Below are 17,114 nucleotides of genomic sequence, written 5' to 3'. Positions count from 1 at the left end.
TATACTATTAGTCAAAAACAAGAAACTATATTTATAAATAGCAACTTAAAAAACTAATCAATGTCCAGCAAAACTATTGAAGTCCGAGAGTACACCGTCAGAGCGCATAAGCGGGAAATTCACACCCGCGTTTTCAACTTCGTATGTAAGCAGTGCGAACAACCCACACAAAGAGAAACTTTTGGTGTGCGACCTCTATATTGCGAGAAATGCCGTCCGCTACAACCTCCCAAGCAGTCGAAAGTAGTCCCTATAGGCAAGAGGAAACCCAGAGCGATGACTTATAAGAGTGGTAAAGGGATTGGTGGGTGATTTTTTGTTTTGACGTAAGGGCAATATCTTCTCTTCTCTTCTCTTTCAGAGACGCTAACGCGAACGAGAGGCTGACGCTCGAAGACTCGCTACCGCTTCGCTAATGCCAACGGCACGTCTTTGACGAACGCCAACGAAAAAAGCGGTTATGCCATCGCACGAAAGTGATTCGTCAACACGGGGGCTTGGGATACAAGCCTGTGGATGAGTTGCATCCTGTCGGGTTGCTCCCAACCGGAACTGCGTTTGAACAACAGGTGGAAATTGTCCATGAGGGACGGACTTTTTAGGGTCGCCTTTAGTCAAGTTAATTCGTCCTACCCGTGACCAAGAGTGGGAAATTGCCATTTATACAAACTTACCGTCCATTGACGCTTCGGGGATTTTGGTGGCAGAACTTTATCAAGAAGGAATTATAACTATATAGTAATATAAGTTATATATAAAATTGAATCCTTATGTCAGAGACTCTTTCTCGAAAAAACACTTCAGAAATCCTTGCTCCCGTTGCAGAGTATTTTAAGGTACTCTCTGAAACCAGTCGCTTACAGATTTTGAGTTGTCTCAGAACCGGGCCGATGAACGTTACTGAAATGGGTGAAGCTACGGCTTTAGGACAAGCGAATCTCTCAAAACATTTAAAGGTGTTGACCCAAGCAGGTTTGGTGTCCCGTCAGCAAAAGGGAGTTAGCGTCTACTATGCGATCAGTGACCCTGTAATTTTTGAATTATGCGAATTAGTTTGCGATCGCATTGGCAACGAAATACAAAAACGGGCTAAAGAATTTGAACAGATCAAAGCCTTTAGCACCCTCTCAAAATAACTATTTCCTCAGTTAAGCTGAGGACAAGTTTCTTGGGAGTTTCCCTACTCCCCTCCCAACAAGCCATTGACTAGGCATTCACTTTTAGATTCTCCTCCCAACGACGCGCACCATTGGCACGACGAATGTCTCGCCAAATTTGCGTAGCAGCTAAAGCCCCATCCCCCGCAGCAATCACTACCTGATTCAACCCTACCTTCAAATCACCAATGGCAAAGACTCGCGGGTGAGAAGTCCGACACATCTGATCGGTAACTAGATTACCTCCTTTTAACTCTAGGTTTATCCCTTGCAGATAGGTATTGTGATAACGGGAACCCATTGAAATTAGACCAGTTTCTAACTCAATCACTGAACCATCCACCAACTCCACACCAGTCATCTGGTGATTGTGTCCCAAGAATTGCTTAATTGGTGTCTCCACTAGGCGATAACCATGTTCTTGGAGTTTCTGACGCACTTGCGGACTTACTTCAAAAGCTCCGTGAGTAAAGGCGGTAATATAAGGTGTAAACCAGCTTAAGTTGAAGATCATTTCTTCAATACTTGCTTCACTACCTGCGAAGAAACCACATTTTTTATCTGTCATTTCATAACCATCGCAAATCATGCAGACATGCAAATTGTACCCAGCATAGTCATAAACATTCTGCATTTCATCTAAAGGCGGCAGATGGTCAATAATACCACTAGCAGCAATCAAATATTCTAGTGTGGTAAAACTTACTAGAGAAGACGACTCTCTAAATTAGCCAAGTAACCCTTGGGATCTCTGCGAAATCGATATTGTTCAATTCTGGCTTTATGGTGTTTTTTCAATTGAGAGCGTAATTCGAGCCAAGTATGAATATCAACTTGTGCTAAATCAGATGCGGTAAAAGAATGAAGTTTAGTAGCAATTGCACAGGCAAGTTTGACAGAACCACGAATAACGAGGGATGAGGGGGCAACTTTACGACCAGTACAACGACGTTGATGATGACGTAGCATACCAAAAGCATGTTCTAAGTCATTATTAGTTCTGGGAAAACCTTCAATTTCATAACAATGAAAAAGTCCAGACCAGCAGTTATGAGTGGTTTTTATAAAGTTATCAATTGCGCTACTAAGTGTACCAGCTTTCTGCTTTTGTTGGGACATTTCTGTTAATAATTCCTGATAACTTTGTTTAACTCCAGCAGCATCAAGACCTATTTTATTATTGAGAATATTACTAGCCTTATCAACCCATTGATATGCAACTATAACAGGTGAAAATAAAGATGCAGTCGCAGATAACCCTTTAGCTATCAGGTGTTTGAGGTTGACTAAAGGTGGTGGTAAAGCACTTTTTTTTCCATTCGTTCTAAGCTTTGTTCTATCAAAGTCAAATTTTCTTGTAACTTTAATCCAGATGCCTCTAACGGTGGATGACCATCATTGGTTATAGAACTACGCACTGCCGAGCAATAATCTTCAATAATAGTCACCAAATCCTTATCTTCATTGGTAACACTACGTTCAATGTCTCGTAATCCTCTAACCTTTTTTTTTAATTCCTTTTTTGCATGTCGATCCGCCTCATATATGGGTTTAATTGCTTCCTTTAGGTAATGATAATGACATAAACCATGAGCAATACTAGGTAATGCTACTTTTACAGCTTTGCGAATTGATTGTTGTCCATCACTAACAACTCCATCAATTGGTACATTTAGGGTGTTAGTTACTTCTAATAATAACGCCACTAAATCTTCATTTCTTGATGATAATAAGGTTTTAGCTAGTAATATTTCTCCTGATATACAATCTCGAATGACCCATAATACCTCATGTCCAATTTCTGGCTGCATCCCATCGATGGCTAATATCACCCGTCCTTGCTTTTTAACTATTGCTTTTAACCTTTTATGGTCTTTTAGCCATAAAGAAAGTAACTCGTCATATCTGTCAATTAGGTGCGTGACCGTTCGTTGACTGATACATATACCCTTTAATTCAAGGTGAGTGTGTATTTGAGGAACACTTCTATGTTCCTGGTAGCGTAACGCTCCTATATAAGCAATCACATCCAAACCAAATTCGTTCTGTGGTAGAGCGAGTGACCCTTCTTTTTCTGGTCGATATGCTTTTTTATACCGCAGACATGATTTATTTTGACATCGACGAATTTTCAAATGTAGTTCTATTACCCCATTTAACGTTCTTATATGTCGAGGATTATTGTATTCATTCCACATTGCTTGACCACACGAAGGGCATTTTTTTTGAACACAATCGAGTACTTCAAATGATGTTGCTTCTGGTTTTAGACTTTTTCTTGCCAAGTTTTCGCACCATTATTTCGCTACAAGGTCTAGATTACAGGATTTTTACTCCTCTCTAGTAAGTTTTGCCACGCTAGCAAATATTTAGAGCGAAACACTTCAGAAACGCTATTTACACGCCCCACCTTGACCTTGACAGCAAAGGTTTCTCCCTCATCGACTATTTCCTCAACATAAGCATTGAGGAAATCACCATCAAGTGAAGTATAGTGTTTTTTACCACTCTGCAATAAAACCCTACCGGGGGTATCTGGTGGTAAGCCCAAATAATTGTGCAATTCTTGCATCCAGAAAGACCTAGCTTTACCCTTGTCAATAATTAAACTAGAAAGACGAAAACGCTGTAAATAAATCCCCGCAGATAGTCCCCCGGCACCACCACCGACAATAATCACATCATAAATTTTGTTGAGGCGTTGATTAAGGTTTTGATTTGAGAGTTTCATAGTTTTTTATCCGTTTGCAGTGATAAAAATAGGTAACTATATTAATAATCCAAAGACAAAATGCGTCCTTGAGTGAAATTAAAGAAAGCTTCTTTTTCAGCCAGTTTTATCCCCTCAATCAAATCTTCTGGTTGGTGGTTAGCGGCTTTTAAGCACATGGGACAGACGCATACTAAAACGCCTTTTTCAATCAATTTAGGTAACAGGGTTTGTGCTGATTCAAACTCCCTAAATTCAATCGGTTTCCCATTTTTGAGAGGAACTTCTACCCCTTGGATATCAAAGAACACTAGGACATCTTTATCCTCAGACATTTTTTCAGCTAGGGTCAATGCCATCAATACCCGGTGAGGGTCTTCTACACCTCGACTAATGTGAATAAAGACTCCATCTTTAACTGTAGTTTCCATTTTTTTGCCTCCGAGTCTAAATATTTTGAGTATTAATTAAACTTTTTGAATCTTGTTCGACTATTTCGACAATTTTCTTCCTAGCTACTCCAGCAATATGAGGGCTGAAAATGGGAAAAGAAAGATTAAACTGTTGATAATCAACGCTCTCAAAACCAACATTTTCTAAAATTTCCCCAGTTTCACGGTTGGGGTGACAATTGTCGAACATTGTCTTCCAGACTGGTTCAATTCCATCTTGAATTCTGCGCGTCCAAGTACCGCATTCAGCTGCAACATGTTCGATAAATAAGAAACGACCATCAGGCTTTAGTACCCGCCTGATTTCTCGTAAGGTAGTTACAAGGTCAGTCACAGAACAGAGAACATGGGTACTGACAACAACATCAATGCTGTTATCTTCAATCTCTAACCTTTCCGCCGATCCTAAACGTAACTCAATATTATGCAAACCAAAGCGTTCGGCTTCCTCCTTGAGATAAGAATGCATGAAAGGATTTGGCTCAATGCCAATCCAGTAGATATCAGTGGGATAATAAGAGAGATTTGCCCCTGCTCCCGGCCCAATTTCTAAAACTCGTCCGTCTAAATCTGCAAAAAAAGCCTGTTTGAGTTGTGCCATAGTTTCATAACTGTTGCAACCCTGCAACTTGATGGCACTGTTATCTGCGGTATTTGCTTTAGCCATTCCCCAAGCAAAGAGACGTTTTAAGCAGTCTGGAGTTATTTGTCTGTGTGGTGTCATAAAAAACTCCTGATTAAACCAAAATTATTACTTACCCGTACAAGTTTCTAGCCCCAATCGCCGCCACTCCATCATCCCACCGCTAATATTGAAGACTTTAGTAAAACCTGCTTTGAGCAAATATTCAGCAGCGATAGGGCTGCGGTGGGAGGTTAAACAAATTACAACAACAGATTCATTTTTGGGTAAATCCCGAAACCATTGGGGATAAAGCCAGCGACGTAAACCCGGTATCATGCCTATTAGAAGACGTGGCAAACTCAGGTTGATTGCCCCAGGCGCGTGAAACATTCCATACTCAAACTTACTACGCACATCTATCAGCAAGGGAGGTTCAGCTAAGTTGGCAAATTCAGAAGGGGAGATATTAATCACAAATGGTTGAATAGAAGATGTAGATGCCATATCAGTAGTCATAATTTACACAATTCTCAATTGGTGGAAGGTTGGATGATGCCTACGGCGTAAACCTCTGGGGAAGCAAGCTACGCGTAGTGTCTCGTAAGGCCTGCGGCATAGTTAGTTTAGGGTGTAGCCCTTAGTTTCAGCATAGGTGTTGAGTGCCTTGTTTAATGTTTTGATTCAGTAAACGTTCTTTACTCTACTATTATATTACTACTTAGTAATTTATTTAATTAGTTAAATTTTTCTAAAAGATGACCAAGCCCCGTTGGGGCGGGGTGTAGGGTGTGGGGGAAGGAATAGCCCCAACAACCTCTTGTGTTCAAGCCCTGCATTTTAAGGCAATTGCATTGCTCGGAGTTCCAAGCTCCGTCCAATGCCGTCTTCCCTACACCCTACACCCTACCCCCTTCTTGTTGACTCTGTTCCTGCTTTCGTTTTCCCGCAAGGGGTACAAGTATGTTCCCGCTATAAGGCAGAAGTACGTTTGCGTAGCGTGTCGTAGACAAGGCAGAAGGTCAATCCCACGTTTAAAAACGTGGGATTGACCTTGGACGCAATGCAAGTTGCGGCACTTTCCACGACGCTATCGATACAATTCTTTTTTTTAACTTAAAGTAAAAGCCCAGTATAGATTACAGCCCGCTTGTCACGCCTCAAACTTACTGCCTATTCAAATAACTTTAAAGCAATATGAGAATTTACTTGACATTTTATATAACTATGTGGTTATATAAAAGGATAAGGTTAACTTGCCTTGAACAACGATTAACCTCGGAATTAAAAATTATGACTATTTCTCTGCAACAACGCCAAAGTAGTAGCAATCTTTGGGAGAAATTCTGCAATTGGATCACCAGTACCAACAACCGTATGTACATTGGTTGGTTTGGCGTACTGATGATTCCCACACTCTTAACGGCAATCACTTGTTTCGTCATTGCTTTCATTGCTGCACCACCTGTAGATATAGATGGTATTCGTGAACCTGTCGCTGGTGCTTTACTCTATGGCAATAACATCATTACTGCTGCGGTTGTGCCTAGTTCCAATGCTATTGGTCTGCACTTTTATCCCATTTGGGAAGCGGCTAACTTAGATGAGTGGTTATATAATGGCGGCCCTTACCAGTTGATTATTTTCCACTTCCTGATTGGTATTTACTGCTACATGGGTCGTCAGTGGGAATTATCTTACCGCTTAGGGATGCGTCCTTGGATTTCTATTGCCTACAGCGCACCTGTTGCTGCTGCCACTGCGGTAATATTAGTCTACTCTATTGGTCAAGGTTCTTTCTCTGATGGGATGCCTTTAGGGATTAGTGGTACTTTCAACTTCATGCTTGTATTGCAAGCAGAACACAACGTTCTCATGCACCCATTCCACATGTTGGGAGTAGTTGGTATCTTTGGTGGTGCTTTATTCTCTGCCATGCACGGTTCTCTAGTTACTTCGTCTTTAGTTCGAGAAACCTCTGAAACTGAATCCCAAAACCACGGTTACAAATTTGGTCAAGAAGAGGAAACTTACAATATTGTCGCAGCTCACGGTTATTTCGGTAGATTGATCTTTCAATACGCATCTTTTAACAATAGTCGTGCTTTACACTTCTTCTTGGCTGCTTGGCCAGTAATTGGTATCTGGTTTGCTGCCTTGGGCGTATCCTCTTTTGCCTTTAACCTCAATGGTTTTAACTTTCACGATTCCCTTCTTGATTCTCAAGGTGGTGTAATTAATACTTGGGCTGATGTTTTAAACCGCGCTAACTTGGGAATTGAAACAATGCACGAACGCAACGTTCACAATTTCCCCTTAGATTTAGCTGCTGGGGACATTCAACCTGTGGCTTTAGCTGCTCCCGCTATTCACGGTTAATTAATTCTGAATTCAGTTCGTTTTAACTCCTCAAAAACAGTGTAGGCAACCCAAGTAAAAATGCTTCGGGTTGCTTTTTTTATCAAAAGGGCGTTGCTATCAGGGAAGAATCATTGTTTGGCGATGAGCTACGCCCCGATGGAAGCAATGGCGCAAAGCGCTCACCGTAGCCCGCATTTCTCACTCTTCTCAAGGCGTTTGATGGAGTAGAAGAGAAGTAATGAGTAATGAGTAAAAACTTATTACTTATTACTTCTCCCCTGCACTTGCACAGGCTTTAAGAGGTGTGGTGAGAAATCCGGGCGTAGGTGATCGCAACAGCCACAAAAAAATTAACTCCAGTGTGGACAATATATTACTATATAGTTATACTATTGATTAATCAACCAATTTTATCTGGAGTTAGCCATGATGTTATTCCGACAACTCTTTGACCCGGAAACAAGCACATATACTTATTTAATTGCAGATTTAGAGACTAAAACGGCGATTTTGGTCGATCCGGTATTAGAACAGGTGGATCGCGATCGCCAATTACTCACAGAATTAGGATTAACTCTGAAATACTGCTTAGAAACCCATATCCACGCCGATCATATTACTGGAACAGCTAAATTGCGGGAGGCTACGGGTTGTTTGGGGATTGTACCGGAAAATGCCCAAGCTATATGTGCAGACAGATTTATGAAAAATGGAGAAGTATTAGAGTTAGGGAGCGTGAAAGTAGAAGCGATCGCAACTCCGGGTCATACTGATAGCCATAATGCCTATTTAGTTAATGGTACTCATCTACTCACTGGAGATGCCCTGTTAATTCGTGGTTGTGGACGGACTGACTTCCAGAGTGGGAATGCAGGGATGATGTATGACGTGATAACACAACGGTTGTTTACATTACCTGACGAAACCTTAGTTTATCCCGGTCATGATTATCGAGGTAAAACAGTTTCCACCATTGGGGAAGAGAAACAATGGAATTCGCGGCTGGTGGGACGAAACCGCAACGAATTTATCCAATTGATGGCAAATCTAAATCTACCCAACCCGAAAAAGATTATGGAAGCAGTACCCGCTAACCAGCGCTGCGGTAGCGTTGCTGCGTAACAAAATCACACAAAAACTTTGCGTTTAAAAAATCTACATTCCTAAGTATAAAAAGCAATGACTACTTCCCGTGTAAACAAATTACAAACCGTTGATACTCAAACTCTCAAACAGTTGTTGAAGCAACAAGCTATCACACTTATAGATGTCCGTGAACCAGCTGAGTATGCAGGAGAGCATATTCCCGGAGCAACCCTGATTTCCCTATCCAAATTTGATCCGCGCAAAGTTACCCAAGATCAAGACAAAAAAGTGATTCTCTACTGTCGTTCCGGGAATCGTTCAACAATGGCTGCTCAAAAGCTATTTGATGCGGGTTTTACCACTGTTACCCATCTGGAAGGAGGTATAAGCGCTTGGAAACAAGCGGGTTATGCAACCACAATTAACAAAAATGCCCCCATTAGTTTAATCCGACAAGTACAAATTGTTACTGGTTCCTTGGTGTTAACAGGCACATTATTAGGAGCATTTGTTTCTCCTTGGTTCCTGATTCTCAGTGGTTTTATGGGAGCCGGATTAACGTTTTCGGGAATTACTGATAGCTGTATGTTAGGAATGGTACTTGCAAAGCTTCCTTATAATCAACGGAGCAGTGTATGACGCTGTGGATTATCGGGCATTTGATGGCTGCTTGTATTGGGGTGAGCTTGGGTTTGATTGGTGGTGGTGGTTCGGTGCTAGCGTTGCCCATTCTAGTTTACGTTATGGGTATACCGCCAAAATCTGCGATCGCCATGACTTTGGTAATTGTCGGTACTGTTAGCTTATTGGGGGTAATTCCCCACTGGCGAGCCAAAAATGTTGATTTCAAGACTGCATTTATTTTTGGTTCGGCAACGATGCTGGGGGCATTTGTGGGGGCAAAAATTGCTACCCTCCCAGTAGTTACCGCAGCTTTTCAAATGATGCTGTTTGCAGTCATGATGTTGGTGGCTGCGGTGTTTATGATTCGGCGTAGTTCTAAGCCTGTGACAGCAGATGATAAACTGGCATTTTATCCCCCGCCTGTCTGCAAGTATTGTTGGTTGTGGTTAATTAGTGAAGGCTTGGGTGTTGGGGTGCTGACTGGGTTGGTTGGTGTTGGTGGTGGGTTTGCGATCGTGCCAGCTTTGGTACTTTTGGGAAATGTACCAATGAAACAGGCGATCGGCACATCTTTGTTAATTATTGTATTTAATTCAGTTGCAGGTTTTTTGGGCTACTTGGGACATGTTTCTTTAAATTGGAACCTGATCTTATCCTTTATTATGGCTGCTAGTTTAGGAACAATTTTTGGTGCGTACTTAGCTGAATTTGTTCCAGCTAATAGACTTCAGAAAACTTTTGGTTATTTTTTACTTGCAGTTGCGGCTTTGGTTTTGATGCAGAATCGTCAGCAACCGCGATCTGCGCTTCGCAGCGAGACGCTGCGCGAACGCAGCAGCGCTTCGCTATCGCCCCAGGTAGATAATCATCGCCACACCCGACTAATCTACAGTCAAACTCCTCTAACCCTGAAACTAAACCCAAGGAAAATCGGCTGAGGATTATCTTTTTATAGCTATTTAGCTATATACTAAAGTGCGTGGGACTTCTCTACTAAGTTGCCACAGGAAAATACTTAGTGTCTTAGTAGTTTTTTATCAAACAATATTTCCACTTTCTGTCAAGTAGCACTAAAACACAAAGAGGATGTTTGGAACTGCTGAGAACTTTTAAAACTCCATAGTTAAGAACTTAAAAATAAAATATGACAACACTTCCACCGCTACTTATTGGTAAACATATTGCCCGTTACCCGATTATTCAAGGGGGAATGGGAATCAGAATTTCTGGCGCGAATCTGGCTGGGGCTGTAGCTAATGCAGGTGGAATTGGTATTGTATCCGCCGTGGGATTAGGACTCAATTCTCCTTATTTTGCGCTTAAACAGCGAAAAAATCAGTTATTTGAAGCAAATCGCTTGGCATTAATTGATGAACTCCAGAAAGCTCGTCAAATCAGTCCAAATGGGGTGATTGGGATTAACTCGATGGTGGTAGCGCGAGATAATGAAACTCTGGTACGTACAGCAGTGGAACATGGTGTGAATTTAGTAATTTCTGGTGCTGGCTTACCATTGCATCTACCTGAATATACAGAGAGCTATCCAGATGTGGCACTAGTACCAATTGTTTCCAGTACCCGCGCTGCTAAGGTGATTTGCCGAAAGTGGGAACGTAATTATGGACGTTTACCTGATGCCTTTGTAGTGGAGAACCCGAATACAGCAGGGGGTCATTTGGGTGCAAAATACCAAGATTTAGGTAATGTTGCCTTAAATGCAGAGCAAGTAATTCCAGAATTGGTGGAATATCTGCGTTCGGAAGTGGGTAAAGATATTCCCGTGATTGCAGCAGGTGGAGTTTGGAACCGTGCTGATATTGATCAGATGTTGGCTTTGGGGGCGAAAGGGGTACAAATGGGGACTCGCTTTATTACTACCGATGAATGTGATGCAGATATTAATTATAAAGAGTTTCATCTTCATGCCAGTCCCGAAGATGTGGTAATTGTCCCTTCTCCCGTGGGAATGCCGGGAAGGGCATTAAAAAATAGTTTTGTGGAAAAAGCGATCGCTCATTCTCCAGATTTAGAAAAGCGCTGTATCGCTAACTGCTTAGAGGTTTGCCAATGCCGAGATCATCAAGAAACCTATTGTATTGTTCAAGCATTAGATAAAGCTGCCCGTGGTGATGTGGAAAATGGTTTAATTTTTGCGGGTAGTAATGCTGGACGTGCCGAATGTATGATGTCTGTTGCAGAATTAATTGGGGAACTTGTTAGCTAATCGGCATTAATTATGTGGGATGAACGCTTTGGGACTTCAGAATATATCTATGGTACTGAACCAAATGATTTTCTCGTTTCGGTAGCATCCAAAATTCCTCAAGGGAAAATCCTCTGTTTGGCAGAGGGGGAGGGACGGAATGGAACTTATCTAGCATCTTTAGGCTATGAAGTGGTAGCCGTAGATCAATCTAGCGTGGGACTGGCAAAAGCTCAAAAACTAGCGCAAGAGAAACAAGTTGCCATCGCAACTATCCAAACTGACCTCGCCGATTTTGCAATCGCACCTCAATCTTGGGATGGGATTATTTCAATTTTTTGCCATCTGCCCTCAGAGTTGCGAACTAAAGTGTATCGCCTAGCCGTGATGGGATTAAAACCGAACGGTGTTTTCGTACTTGAAGCCTTTGCACCGGAGCAACTACAATACAATACGGGTGGCCCTAAAAATCTAGATATGCTCCCTTCTCTGGCCACATTGCAACAGGAACTAGCTGATCTCCACTGGGAAATTGCTAGAGAAGTGGAACGAGATTTACTCGAAGGGCGCTATCACAATGGCAAAGCCGCAGTCATTCAAATTCTTGGTAGAAAACAAAGTTAGCTTCGGCTAGTTGAGGAGAGCTTTGGAATTGATGTGGTGTCCCAAGATTTGCCTCTCTTCACTTGGCGATCTCCTCTCCTGAAGCTTTCCAACCTGCAAAGCTAGGTGGAAAACCCTGGACATTATCATAATTAAGCAGATGCAACGTCATCACGCCCATAGAAGAACGATAGCCAGTAGAACAGTACATCACCACAGGGCGATCGCTGGGAATTTTACTTAAATTACGAGCTAGCGTTCGGAGCGGAATATTGGTTGCGCCAGGGATATGACCAGACCGATACTCTGATGGTTCTCGCACATCAACCAATAACGGCTGACGGTTTGCCATCAAACTTTTTAAGTCTTCAACCTTAGCGATCGTATAATATCCCGATGGTATTGACATAAGATACTGATCTACGGCTAATTCCAATTTAGGAAATCCTTTCTGATCTGACACAATATCAGTTTCAGCCATTGAGTCTGATGAAGTGGAAATTTCTGATGCCATCAAGTTTTGTTGAATGCTGAAAAAGAGACAGAACGACAAAACAATTCCCAGCAGTAAAGTTTGGATTGACTTTTTAAACTTCATAAATTTCTCCTAAAATAAGTAGCACTCATAGGTGTTTTAACTAAGGGCGATCGCCTACGGTGGGATACTGTTGGCGAATATAATACATAGTTGTGTTTTCAAGTATCACTTAAGCTCAAACCTTCAATCTACCGTTGCGGCTTTTAGTTGTAACACTTTCGCCAACAGTATCCGGTGGGCAGTTACGCCATCGCAGATTGATAAATATTTATATCCGCATTCAATAGAACTCTTTGATCCGTAGGATAAATACTACTTACGCTGCACCATTCTTCATCATTTGGCTCACAATCTTTTGCACAATTTGCACTCCTGTCACAGCTTGCCAGCCAAACAATCCCAACAGAATCAGATTTAACGAAATGTGGACGCTGCGAACCCAGTCATGCTTCTGCATAAAGGGAACCAACGCCGCAGAAGTGGAAATCAACCCCACCATCCCTAAGCCAGCAAACAGATGAGGGCCAATCACAATCTTGCCACTGTTTAGATAGGTCATGGTTATCCCCCCGATCGCACCCATTACCATCAGCGCCAGGAGGATAGAGCCAATTTGGTGATGTCGGATGGCGAACCGACCTTTGACCAATTCTTTCTTGATATCTCCGTCTGCCAGCCTCGTCCGTCGAACTTGCACACCCAGGTACATGGCATAGAGCGCAACGACCAGCAAGATCCACATCGTAACAGGGTGAAAAAAGCTGAGATAAGGCTTGAGAGCCGCTAAAGTTTCTGAACTCATGATGCTTATCTCCAAAGTATTTGTATATCTTAAAATCGATTTATTGCTTTATAGCTATCTAGTTGCAAAAAGATTACTTTTGAACAGTCAGCGATCGCCATTCTTCAACCACATTAGGAGAAACATTCAGGGTGATCTCTGATTGGTCGAGGGTTGGAAGGACGAGCCGCAACGGGATCGCCGATTCTAACTGCATCAAGATCGGCTGTAAATCATACTCTCCGGCATCCGCCCCCACCTGGGCTTGATCCATGAACATATCTTGGGAGACATCTGCGGCAGTGAAGGTTTTGCCCATCGAGTCGATGAGGGTGAGTGACCGCGAATGATCGAGGTTTGCGGTTCCTGGAAACCCAACGAGACGCAAGTACATCGTGGCTGTTCGATCGGGATGAGTCCGTTTGAAGGCGATCGCTTGCCAACTATTGCCCTGTTGATCCTTGAGCGTTTGGCGAGACTGGTAAACCTCCGACTGGTAGACCGTCTGCCCTGGTGCTTCTTCTAACTGGCGAATGGCAGCCTGAACTGGAGCGATCGCCAGATTAATCGTTAGCGCCCAAACTAGCATTCCGAGTATGAATGTTGATCCGATAAAATGTAAAACAGTTTTCATTTGCACTACTCTTTGACTTAATTGGGATTATCACTAATTGACAGCTTTTTGAATTGCTTTTTGGATATCATCGGGAATGAAAACGGCATACATGCCCCGCAAATCGCCAACGTTGAAGTTATACGCTAAATCTTGAGGGTAGCCATCTTTAACAAACTGCGGGCGACGATCTTTTAAACCATGACAGGCAAGGCAACTGGCTTCCACATTAATGCGGCGGTAGTAGCGTGTTCCTGTCTGCTTATCCAAGGTTTCTCGATCCCAAAAACCAATCAGTTCTGGCTCTTGGTTGAATTTTGCCAACGCAATTTGGTCGTGCAAGTTGCCTGGGGCGTGGTCTGGATTGCGATATTTCTTTGCAATCTGTTTGACCTGCCAGCCATTCTCTTGGCTGAGTTGGATAGCTCGCATTCCGACCGGACGGCAGACTTCTTTCATGGTTTGCATCGTGGGTGCTTCGGTACTCCCTTCCAGGGAAGAAGCCAGCCCAGTACGCATGGCATCCAGAGATTCAATCTCTTGGACAGCCTGTGCCAACTCGTTAGGATGAGGAATGACTGGAGCGGCTGAGGCGATTCCCCAAAGGGGAGGCTGCGCCAACGCTGGACTCCAACTGAGCAGCAGCAGACTGACACAAATCATCAGTACAAGGCTCAGAACATTCTGAGATAACTTGTGCATCGGTTCTTGCTCCTGAATTGAATGGAATACGTCATGTCAGGTCTAGTTCGGGATCTATCTATCGTGACCTCCGGCTAATTAAACCTCTACTCCAGTGAGGGCAATATCTGGCTAATAAGCCCGATCGCCCCCAGCCAATCAAATCAGGTGCCACGATTTGATACTCTGCGACGAAAGCTGGATAAACTTTTGACCATTTGTAAGCGGAGGAACCCCCACCAAAGCCGTGCAGAAAGACTAATGTTTCTTTTGATCTACCATTCATCCCACGGTTCTCCTTGAGCCGTGTTAATAAACCATTCTGCCTAGTTTAGTTGTTATCGAGCATTCACCCCGCGAGGTATAAACATCAGTTCCCTATCCTGGTTGAATTTCTTGCGTGCGCTAAATCAAGCCTGGACCTTTGTGCCGCCAATCATGTTCTGTGGTCAGTTTACCGTCCTCATCCTCAGACAATTCCTGCAACTGGTGGGCATATTCTGCTTTTTCCTGTGCTGCTTGCTCTTGCCTATCGCCAGGAACATTGACGTACATTTCTGGCTCAATCGGGTAGTTATTGAGCAATCCCTCTTTATCTACCGTGTAACCCTCCGTTGCTTCGCTCAATGTGCCGTCAGCTTCTTCATGAGAGGTATGACCAAAGTTCTTACCTTCCCGATGCTGACGTGCGACAGATTCAGCCGGAATGATGTGTGCATCATATTGCGGGATAGAATCTTGGGAATCATCTTGGGTACTCATTTCAATAGCCCTCTGTAGTTTTTTCTTCAATATTTTTGGCGACTGCTATTAGCCTGACAACCTATTGGTTTATTTCTTGTATGAATTGAACGAATTGATTAACTTCGATGTAAAACGTAATAAAAATAGGTCACTCATAAATCGTTCAGCTTTTTTCTAACTTAATTTAAAGTAGCCAAACCGAGAGTGTTAAAACATCCTCCTAAAGACATTTATTATTATATAACTAATTGGTTATACTATGAAGATAAAGTTACAAAAAACTGCGATTGCCTTGAGAGTTGTTTTTTGTAGCCGTGCAACAAGGTTCTTGCAATCCGCTCAATATTGGAGATTTCAGCCATGAAAACGAATGTAAGTTCAATAGATCGCCTGATCCGCTTACTTTTGGCTTCGGCATTGTTCTATCTGGGACTGTTTCCTTACAGTGGCTCTGCTTTAGGCATCGGGCTAGTTGTTGCGGGTGGTGTATTGCTGGTAACGGGTTTAGTAGGATTTTGCGGTCTTTATCGCCTCCTGGGAATTCAAACCAGCCAGCCCAACGAGCAACTTTAAAGGGATTTACTCATCAACACTTAAGGAGATCCTTCATGGATACTAGTACTCTCAAACTCAACCAATCAGAAAGCTCATGAAAATTGCTGTTTCTAGCCAAAACCAGACCAATGTGACTGCCCACCTCGGACGCTGCCAGAAATTCTGGATCTACGACGTGGACGACACCACCATTCAAAACAAGCAGGTGTTACAACTCACCAAAGACCAGAGTTTTCATGAAAGTTCCCCGAAAGACTCTCATCCACTAGATACAGTGCAAGTCCTGATTAGCGGCAGTATGGGACGTGGGTTAGCACATCGCCTGGAATCTAAGGGGATTCAGCCTGTCATTACCTCTGAAACTGACCCGGATACAGCCGTAACAGCATATCTTGCAGGTTCTCTGGTGGTTAGTACGCCAGAAGAACATGATCATGCCCATGAAGCGGGAAATGACCATGAGGGTGAGTGTGGGTGCAATCAGGAAACAATCCCTTTGACTGCAAAATAATCACGCGATCGCTTCATGATGAGCTAGTACCTTTAATGGAGCAATGCAAAACCAACTTTAGCCATCCCGTTCCCGCTTACCAATGTATTATTCTTGACACATAAATATCAAAAGCGAGTAATTAAAAGATCATCAAAATCAAAAGCCAGATATTGTGAGAAAACCCTTGACCTTATACATGAGTATAGAGTTTATGTTTAAGTTGCCCTAAATTATGAGTGCGCCATTATGTTTAAAACCGTTACCAATACCCTAGCCATTGGTTCTATTGCTGAGTCTGAAGCCTTGCAAGAAATTGCTCAAAAAGGCTACAAGACTATCATTGATTTGTGTCCTGCATCTGAAGGAAATCAGCTTGATGCCTCAATGGTAAAAGAACAGGCTTTAGAATATGTCAGTGTTCCCGTTTCACCAAAAAACTTGACCGTCGAAACACTAGAAGCCTTTAAACAAGCGGTGAAAGCATCCCCCCAACCGATTTATACTCGCTGTGCCTCTGGATTACGGGCTGGCGTATTTACCTTATTGGTATTGGCAGAACAAGAAAGCTGGACAGAGGCGCAATATCTTGAGCAATTTCAGAATTTGGGAATTGAACAGAAGCCAAACTGTCCTCTAGGAAGTTTTGCTCATACTTACTTTGAGAAAAACGAAAGAGAGAATCTGGCAGTTAACTGAACTGAATAAGAAAACACAAAAAAGGAATTATGTCATGAATGCTGTCAAGATTGAAATTTTGGGTACAGGCTGCAAAAAATGCCAACAGTTAGAAGCAAATGCTAAAGAAGCTGTAACTAATCTCAATTTAACTGCTGAAATTTCACATATTACCGACCCAATCGAAATTGCTAAACGAGGTGTGATGTCTACTCC

At 42.6% G+C, this 17,114-nt stretch carries 23 protein-coding genes and 2 pseudogenes; 12 read left to right on the top strand and 13 right to left on the bottom strand.

The annotated features are described in order from the left end of the window. Positions 1-60 precede the first annotated feature (60 nt). Entirely contained in the window at positions 61-312 is a 252-nt protein-coding gene (locus ABF638_RS21290; protein ID WP_435024975.1) for a hypothetical protein, read from the top strand. A gap of 54 nt (positions 313-366) precedes the next feature. On the opposite strand, the gene ABF638_RS21285 is transcribed toward ABF638_RS21290, so the two are convergent. Then, positions 367-660 (bottom strand): hypothetical protein, encoded by a 294-nt coding sequence (locus ABF638_RS21285; protein WP_435024974.1) that lies wholly within the window; start codon positions 658-660, stop codon positions 367-369. A 110-nt stretch (positions 661-770) separates the two neighbouring features. On the opposite strand from ABF638_RS21285, the gene ABF638_RS21280 reads away from it, so the two are divergent. Next, the gene (locus ABF638_RS21280; RefSeq protein WP_435024973.1) at positions 771-1,136 is read left to right on the top strand and encodes an ArsR/SmtB family transcription factor; all 366 of its coding nucleotides are present in this window, start codon (positions 771-773) and stop codon (positions 1,134-1,136) included. A gap of 70 nt (positions 1,137-1,206) precedes the next feature. Here ABF638_RS21280 and ABF638_RS21275 read toward each other — a convergent pair. From ABF638_RS21275 to ABF638_RS21250, 6 genes and pseudogenes are all read right to left on the bottom strand, one after another. Beyond that, a pseudogene (locus ABF638_RS21275) lies at positions 1,207-1,845 on the bottom strand (NAD(P)/FAD-dependent oxidoreductase); the annotation flags it as partial. A gap of 17 nt (positions 1,846-1,862) precedes the next feature. After that, a protein-coding gene (locus ABF638_RS21270; protein WP_435024972.1) for an ISNCY family transposase occupies positions 1,863-3,355 on the bottom strand; the annotation gives its coding sequence in 2 pieces (ribosomal slippage) (positions 1,863-2,464 and positions 2,464-3,355; 1,494 coding nt in all). Between the two features lie 116 nt (positions 3,356-3,471). After that, positions 3,472-3,888 carry an FAD-binding protein gene (locus ABF638_RS21265; RefSeq protein ID WP_435024971.1) on the bottom strand — a complete coding sequence of 139 codons (417 nt, stop codon included), beginning with the start codon at positions 3,886-3,888 and terminating at the stop codon, positions 3,472-3,474. Between the two features lie 41 nt (positions 3,889-3,929). Next, positions 3,930-4,298 (bottom strand): DsrE family protein, encoded by a 369-nt coding sequence (locus ABF638_RS21260; protein WP_435024970.1) that lies wholly within the window; start codon positions 4,296-4,298, stop codon positions 3,930-3,932. A gap of 16 nt (positions 4,299-4,314) precedes the next feature. Continuing rightward, positions 4,315-5,043, bottom strand: a complete 729-nt coding sequence (locus tag ABF638_RS21255) for a class I SAM-dependent methyltransferase (protein ID WP_435024969.1) — start codon at positions 5,041-5,043, stop codon at positions 4,315-4,317. A 27-nt stretch (positions 5,044-5,070) separates the two neighbouring features. Continuing rightward, entirely contained in the window at positions 5,071-5,460 is a 390-nt protein-coding gene (locus ABF638_RS21250; RefSeq protein WP_435024968.1) for a rhodanese-like domain-containing protein, read from the bottom strand. A 774-nt stretch (positions 5,461-6,234) separates the two neighbouring features. Between ABF638_RS21250 and psbA the strand changes: the two genes are divergently transcribed. From psbA to ABF638_RS21220, 6 genes are all read left to right on the top strand, one after another. Then, a complete protein-coding gene (psbA, locus tag ABF638_RS21245; RefSeq protein WP_435024967.1) occupies positions 6,235-7,320 on the top strand; it encodes a photosystem II q(b) protein in 1,086 nt (361 codons plus the stop codon). A 411-nt stretch (positions 7,321-7,731) separates the two neighbouring features. Then, on the top strand, positions 7,732-8,424 hold the full coding sequence (locus tag ABF638_RS21240) for an MBL fold metallo-hydrolase (protein ID WP_435024993.1): 693 nt from the start codon (positions 7,732-7,734) through the stop codon (positions 8,422-8,424). 57 nt (positions 8,425-8,481) lie between these two features. After that, positions 8,482-9,027: a rhodanese-like domain-containing protein gene (locus ABF638_RS21235; RefSeq protein WP_435024966.1), complete on the top strand. Its 546-nt coding sequence runs from the start codon at positions 8,482-8,484 to the stop codon at positions 9,025-9,027. Further along, positions 9,024-9,950 carry a sulfite exporter TauE/SafE family protein gene (locus ABF638_RS21230; protein ID WP_435024965.1) on the top strand — a complete coding sequence of 309 codons (927 nt, stop codon included), beginning with the start codon at positions 9,024-9,026 and terminating at the stop codon, positions 9,948-9,950. Before ABF638_RS21235 ends, ABF638_RS21230 begins: the two co-directional genes overlap by 4 nt. 206 nt (positions 9,951-10,156) lie before the next feature. Beyond that, positions 10,157-11,236 (top strand): NAD(P)H-dependent flavin oxidoreductase, encoded by a 1,080-nt coding sequence (locus ABF638_RS21225; RefSeq protein ID WP_435024964.1) that lies wholly within the window; start codon positions 10,157-10,159, stop codon positions 11,234-11,236. 12 nt (positions 11,237-11,248) lie between these two features. After that, positions 11,249-11,839 (top strand): class I SAM-dependent methyltransferase, encoded by a 591-nt coding sequence (locus tag ABF638_RS21220; RefSeq protein WP_435024963.1) that lies wholly within the window; start codon positions 11,249-11,251, stop codon positions 11,837-11,839. A gap of 58 nt (positions 11,840-11,897) precedes the next feature. Here ABF638_RS21220 and ABF638_RS21215 read toward each other — a convergent pair whose 3' ends face one another. From ABF638_RS21215 to ABF638_RS21190, 6 genes and pseudogenes are all read right to left on the bottom strand, one after another. Beyond that, positions 11,898-12,416 (bottom strand): rhodanese-like domain-containing protein, encoded by a 519-nt coding sequence (locus ABF638_RS21215; RefSeq protein WP_435024962.1) that lies wholly within the window; start codon positions 12,414-12,416, stop codon positions 11,898-11,900. Positions 12,417-12,672: 256 nt separating this feature from the next. Beyond that, positions 12,673-13,158 (bottom strand): DUF4079 domain-containing protein, encoded by a 486-nt coding sequence (locus ABF638_RS21210; RefSeq protein WP_435024961.1) that lies wholly within the window; start codon positions 13,156-13,158, stop codon positions 12,673-12,675. 73 nt (positions 13,159-13,231) lie between these two features. Further along, on the bottom strand, positions 13,232-13,771 hold the full coding sequence (locus ABF638_RS21205) for a DUF3122 domain-containing protein (protein WP_181929614.1): 540 nt from the start codon (positions 13,769-13,771) through the stop codon (positions 13,232-13,234). A gap of 33 nt (positions 13,772-13,804) precedes the next feature. Next, entirely contained in the window at positions 13,805-14,452 is a 648-nt protein-coding gene (locus tag ABF638_RS21200) for a Tll0287-like domain-containing protein (protein ID WP_435024960.1), read from the bottom strand. A 106-nt stretch (positions 14,453-14,558) separates the two neighbouring features. Continuing rightward, positions 14,559-14,752 (bottom strand): annotated as a pseudogene (locus tag ABF638_RS21195) (alpha/beta fold hydrolase); the annotation flags it as partial. 84 nt (positions 14,753-14,836) lie between these two features. Beyond that, positions 14,837-15,193: a hypothetical protein gene (locus ABF638_RS21190; RefSeq protein WP_181929613.1), complete on the bottom strand. Its 357-nt coding sequence runs from the start codon at positions 15,191-15,193 to the stop codon at positions 14,837-14,839. A 342-nt stretch (positions 15,194-15,535) separates the two neighbouring features. On the opposite strand from ABF638_RS21190, the gene ABF638_RS21185 reads away from it, so the two are divergent. The 4 genes from ABF638_RS21185 to ABF638_RS21170 all read left to right on the top strand — a co-directional run. Beyond that, positions 15,536-15,748 (top strand): YgaP family membrane protein, encoded by a 213-nt coding sequence (locus ABF638_RS21185; RefSeq protein WP_435024959.1) that lies wholly within the window; start codon positions 15,536-15,538, stop codon positions 15,746-15,748. Positions 15,749-15,824: 76 nt separating this feature from the next. After that, positions 15,825-16,241 carry a NifB/NifX family molybdenum-iron cluster-binding protein gene (locus ABF638_RS21180; RefSeq protein WP_435024958.1) on the top strand — a complete coding sequence of 139 codons (417 nt, stop codon included), beginning with the start codon at positions 15,825-15,827 and terminating at the stop codon, positions 16,239-16,241. Positions 16,242-16,469: 228 nt separating this feature from the next. Then, complete coding sequence (locus ABF638_RS21175; protein ID WP_435024957.1) at positions 16,470-16,919, top strand: beta-lactamase hydrolase domain-containing protein; 450 nt, start codon at positions 16,470-16,472, stop codon at positions 16,917-16,919. Between the two features lie 34 nt (positions 16,920-16,953). Beyond that, on the top strand, positions 16,954-17,114 hold a 161-nt coding region (locus tag ABF638_RS21170; protein ID WP_435024992.1), incomplete at its 3' end, for a thioredoxin family protein.

The sequence above is a fragment of the Nostoc sp. CALU 1950 genome (assembly GCF_051172895.1).
Taxonomy (GTDB): Bacteria; Cyanobacteriota; Cyanobacteriia; order Cyanobacteriales; family Nostocaceae; genus Nostoc; species Nostoc edaphicum_A.
The sequence above is the reverse complement of the archived record's forward strand: the minus strand, read 5'-3'. Positions and strand labels throughout refer to the sequence as shown.

What these genes read in the sequence shown, in the direction of transcription:
- ABF638_RS21290 (WP_435024975.1), top strand. Translation starts at nt 61, where the DNA reads ATGTCCAGCAAAACTATTGAAGTCCGAGAGTACACCGTCAGAGCGCAT.
- ABF638_RS21285 (WP_435024974.1), bottom strand. Translation starts at nt 660, where the DNA reads ATGGCAATTTCCCACTCTTGGTCACGGGTAGGACGAATTAACTTGACT.
- ABF638_RS21280 (WP_435024973.1), top strand. Translation starts at nt 771, where the DNA reads ATGTCAGAGACTCTTTCTCGAAAAAACACTTCAGAAATCCTTGCTCCC.
- ABF638_RS21265 (WP_435024971.1), bottom strand. Translation starts at nt 3,888, where the DNA reads ATGAAACTCTCAAATCAAAACCTTAATCAACGCCTCAACAAAATTTAT.
- ABF638_RS21260 (WP_435024970.1), bottom strand. Translation starts at nt 4,298, where the DNA reads ATGGAAACTACAGTTAAAGATGGAGTCTTTATTCACATTAGTCGAGGT.
- ABF638_RS21255 (WP_435024969.1), bottom strand. Translation starts at nt 5,043, where the DNA reads ATGACACCACACAGACAAATAACTCCAGACTGCTTAAAACGTCTCTTT.
- ABF638_RS21250 (WP_435024968.1), bottom strand. Translation starts at nt 5,460, where the DNA reads ATGACTACTGATATGGCATCTACATCTTCTATTCAACCATTTGTGATT.
- psbA (WP_435024967.1), top strand. Translation starts at nt 6,235, where the DNA reads ATGACTATTTCTCTGCAACAACGCCAAAGTAGTAGCAATCTTTGGGAG.
- ABF638_RS21240 (WP_435024993.1), top strand. Translation starts at nt 7,732, where the DNA reads ATGTTATTCCGACAACTCTTTGACCCGGAAACAAGCACATATACTTAT.
- ABF638_RS21235 (WP_435024966.1), top strand. Translation starts at nt 8,482, where the DNA reads ATGACTACTTCCCGTGTAAACAAATTACAAACCGTTGATACTCAAACT.
- ABF638_RS21230 (WP_435024965.1), top strand. Translation starts at nt 9,024, where the DNA reads ATGACGCTGTGGATTATCGGGCATTTGATGGCTGCTTGTATTGGGGTG.
- ABF638_RS21225 (WP_435024964.1), top strand. Translation starts at nt 10,157, where the DNA reads ATGACAACACTTCCACCGCTACTTATTGGTAAACATATTGCCCGTTAC.
- ABF638_RS21220 (WP_435024963.1), top strand. Translation starts at nt 11,249, where the DNA reads ATGTGGGATGAACGCTTTGGGACTTCAGAATATATCTATGGTACTGAA.
- ABF638_RS21215 (WP_435024962.1), bottom strand. Translation starts at nt 12,416, where the DNA reads ATGAAGTTTAAAAAGTCAATCCAAACTTTACTGCTGGGAATTGTTTTG.
- ABF638_RS21210 (WP_435024961.1), bottom strand. Translation starts at nt 13,158, where the DNA reads ATGAGTTCAGAAACTTTAGCGGCTCTCAAGCCTTATCTCAGCTTTTTT.
- ABF638_RS21205 (WP_181929614.1), bottom strand. Translation starts at nt 13,771, where the DNA reads ATGAAAACTGTTTTACATTTTATCGGATCAACATTCATACTCGGAATG.
- ABF638_RS21200 (WP_435024960.1), bottom strand. Translation starts at nt 14,452, where the DNA reads ATGCACAAGTTATCTCAGAATGTTCTGAGCCTTGTACTGATGATTTGT.
- ABF638_RS21190 (WP_181929613.1), bottom strand. Translation starts at nt 15,193, where the DNA reads ATGAGTACCCAAGATGATTCCCAAGATTCTATCCCGCAATATGATGCA.
- ABF638_RS21185 (WP_435024959.1), top strand. Translation starts at nt 15,536, where the DNA reads ATGAAAACGAATGTAAGTTCAATAGATCGCCTGATCCGCTTACTTTTG.
- ABF638_RS21180 (WP_435024958.1), top strand. Translation starts at nt 15,825, where the DNA reads ATGAAAATTGCTGTTTCTAGCCAAAACCAGACCAATGTGACTGCCCAC.
- ABF638_RS21175 (WP_435024957.1), top strand. Translation starts at nt 16,470, where the DNA reads ATGTTTAAAACCGTTACCAATACCCTAGCCATTGGTTCTATTGCTGAG.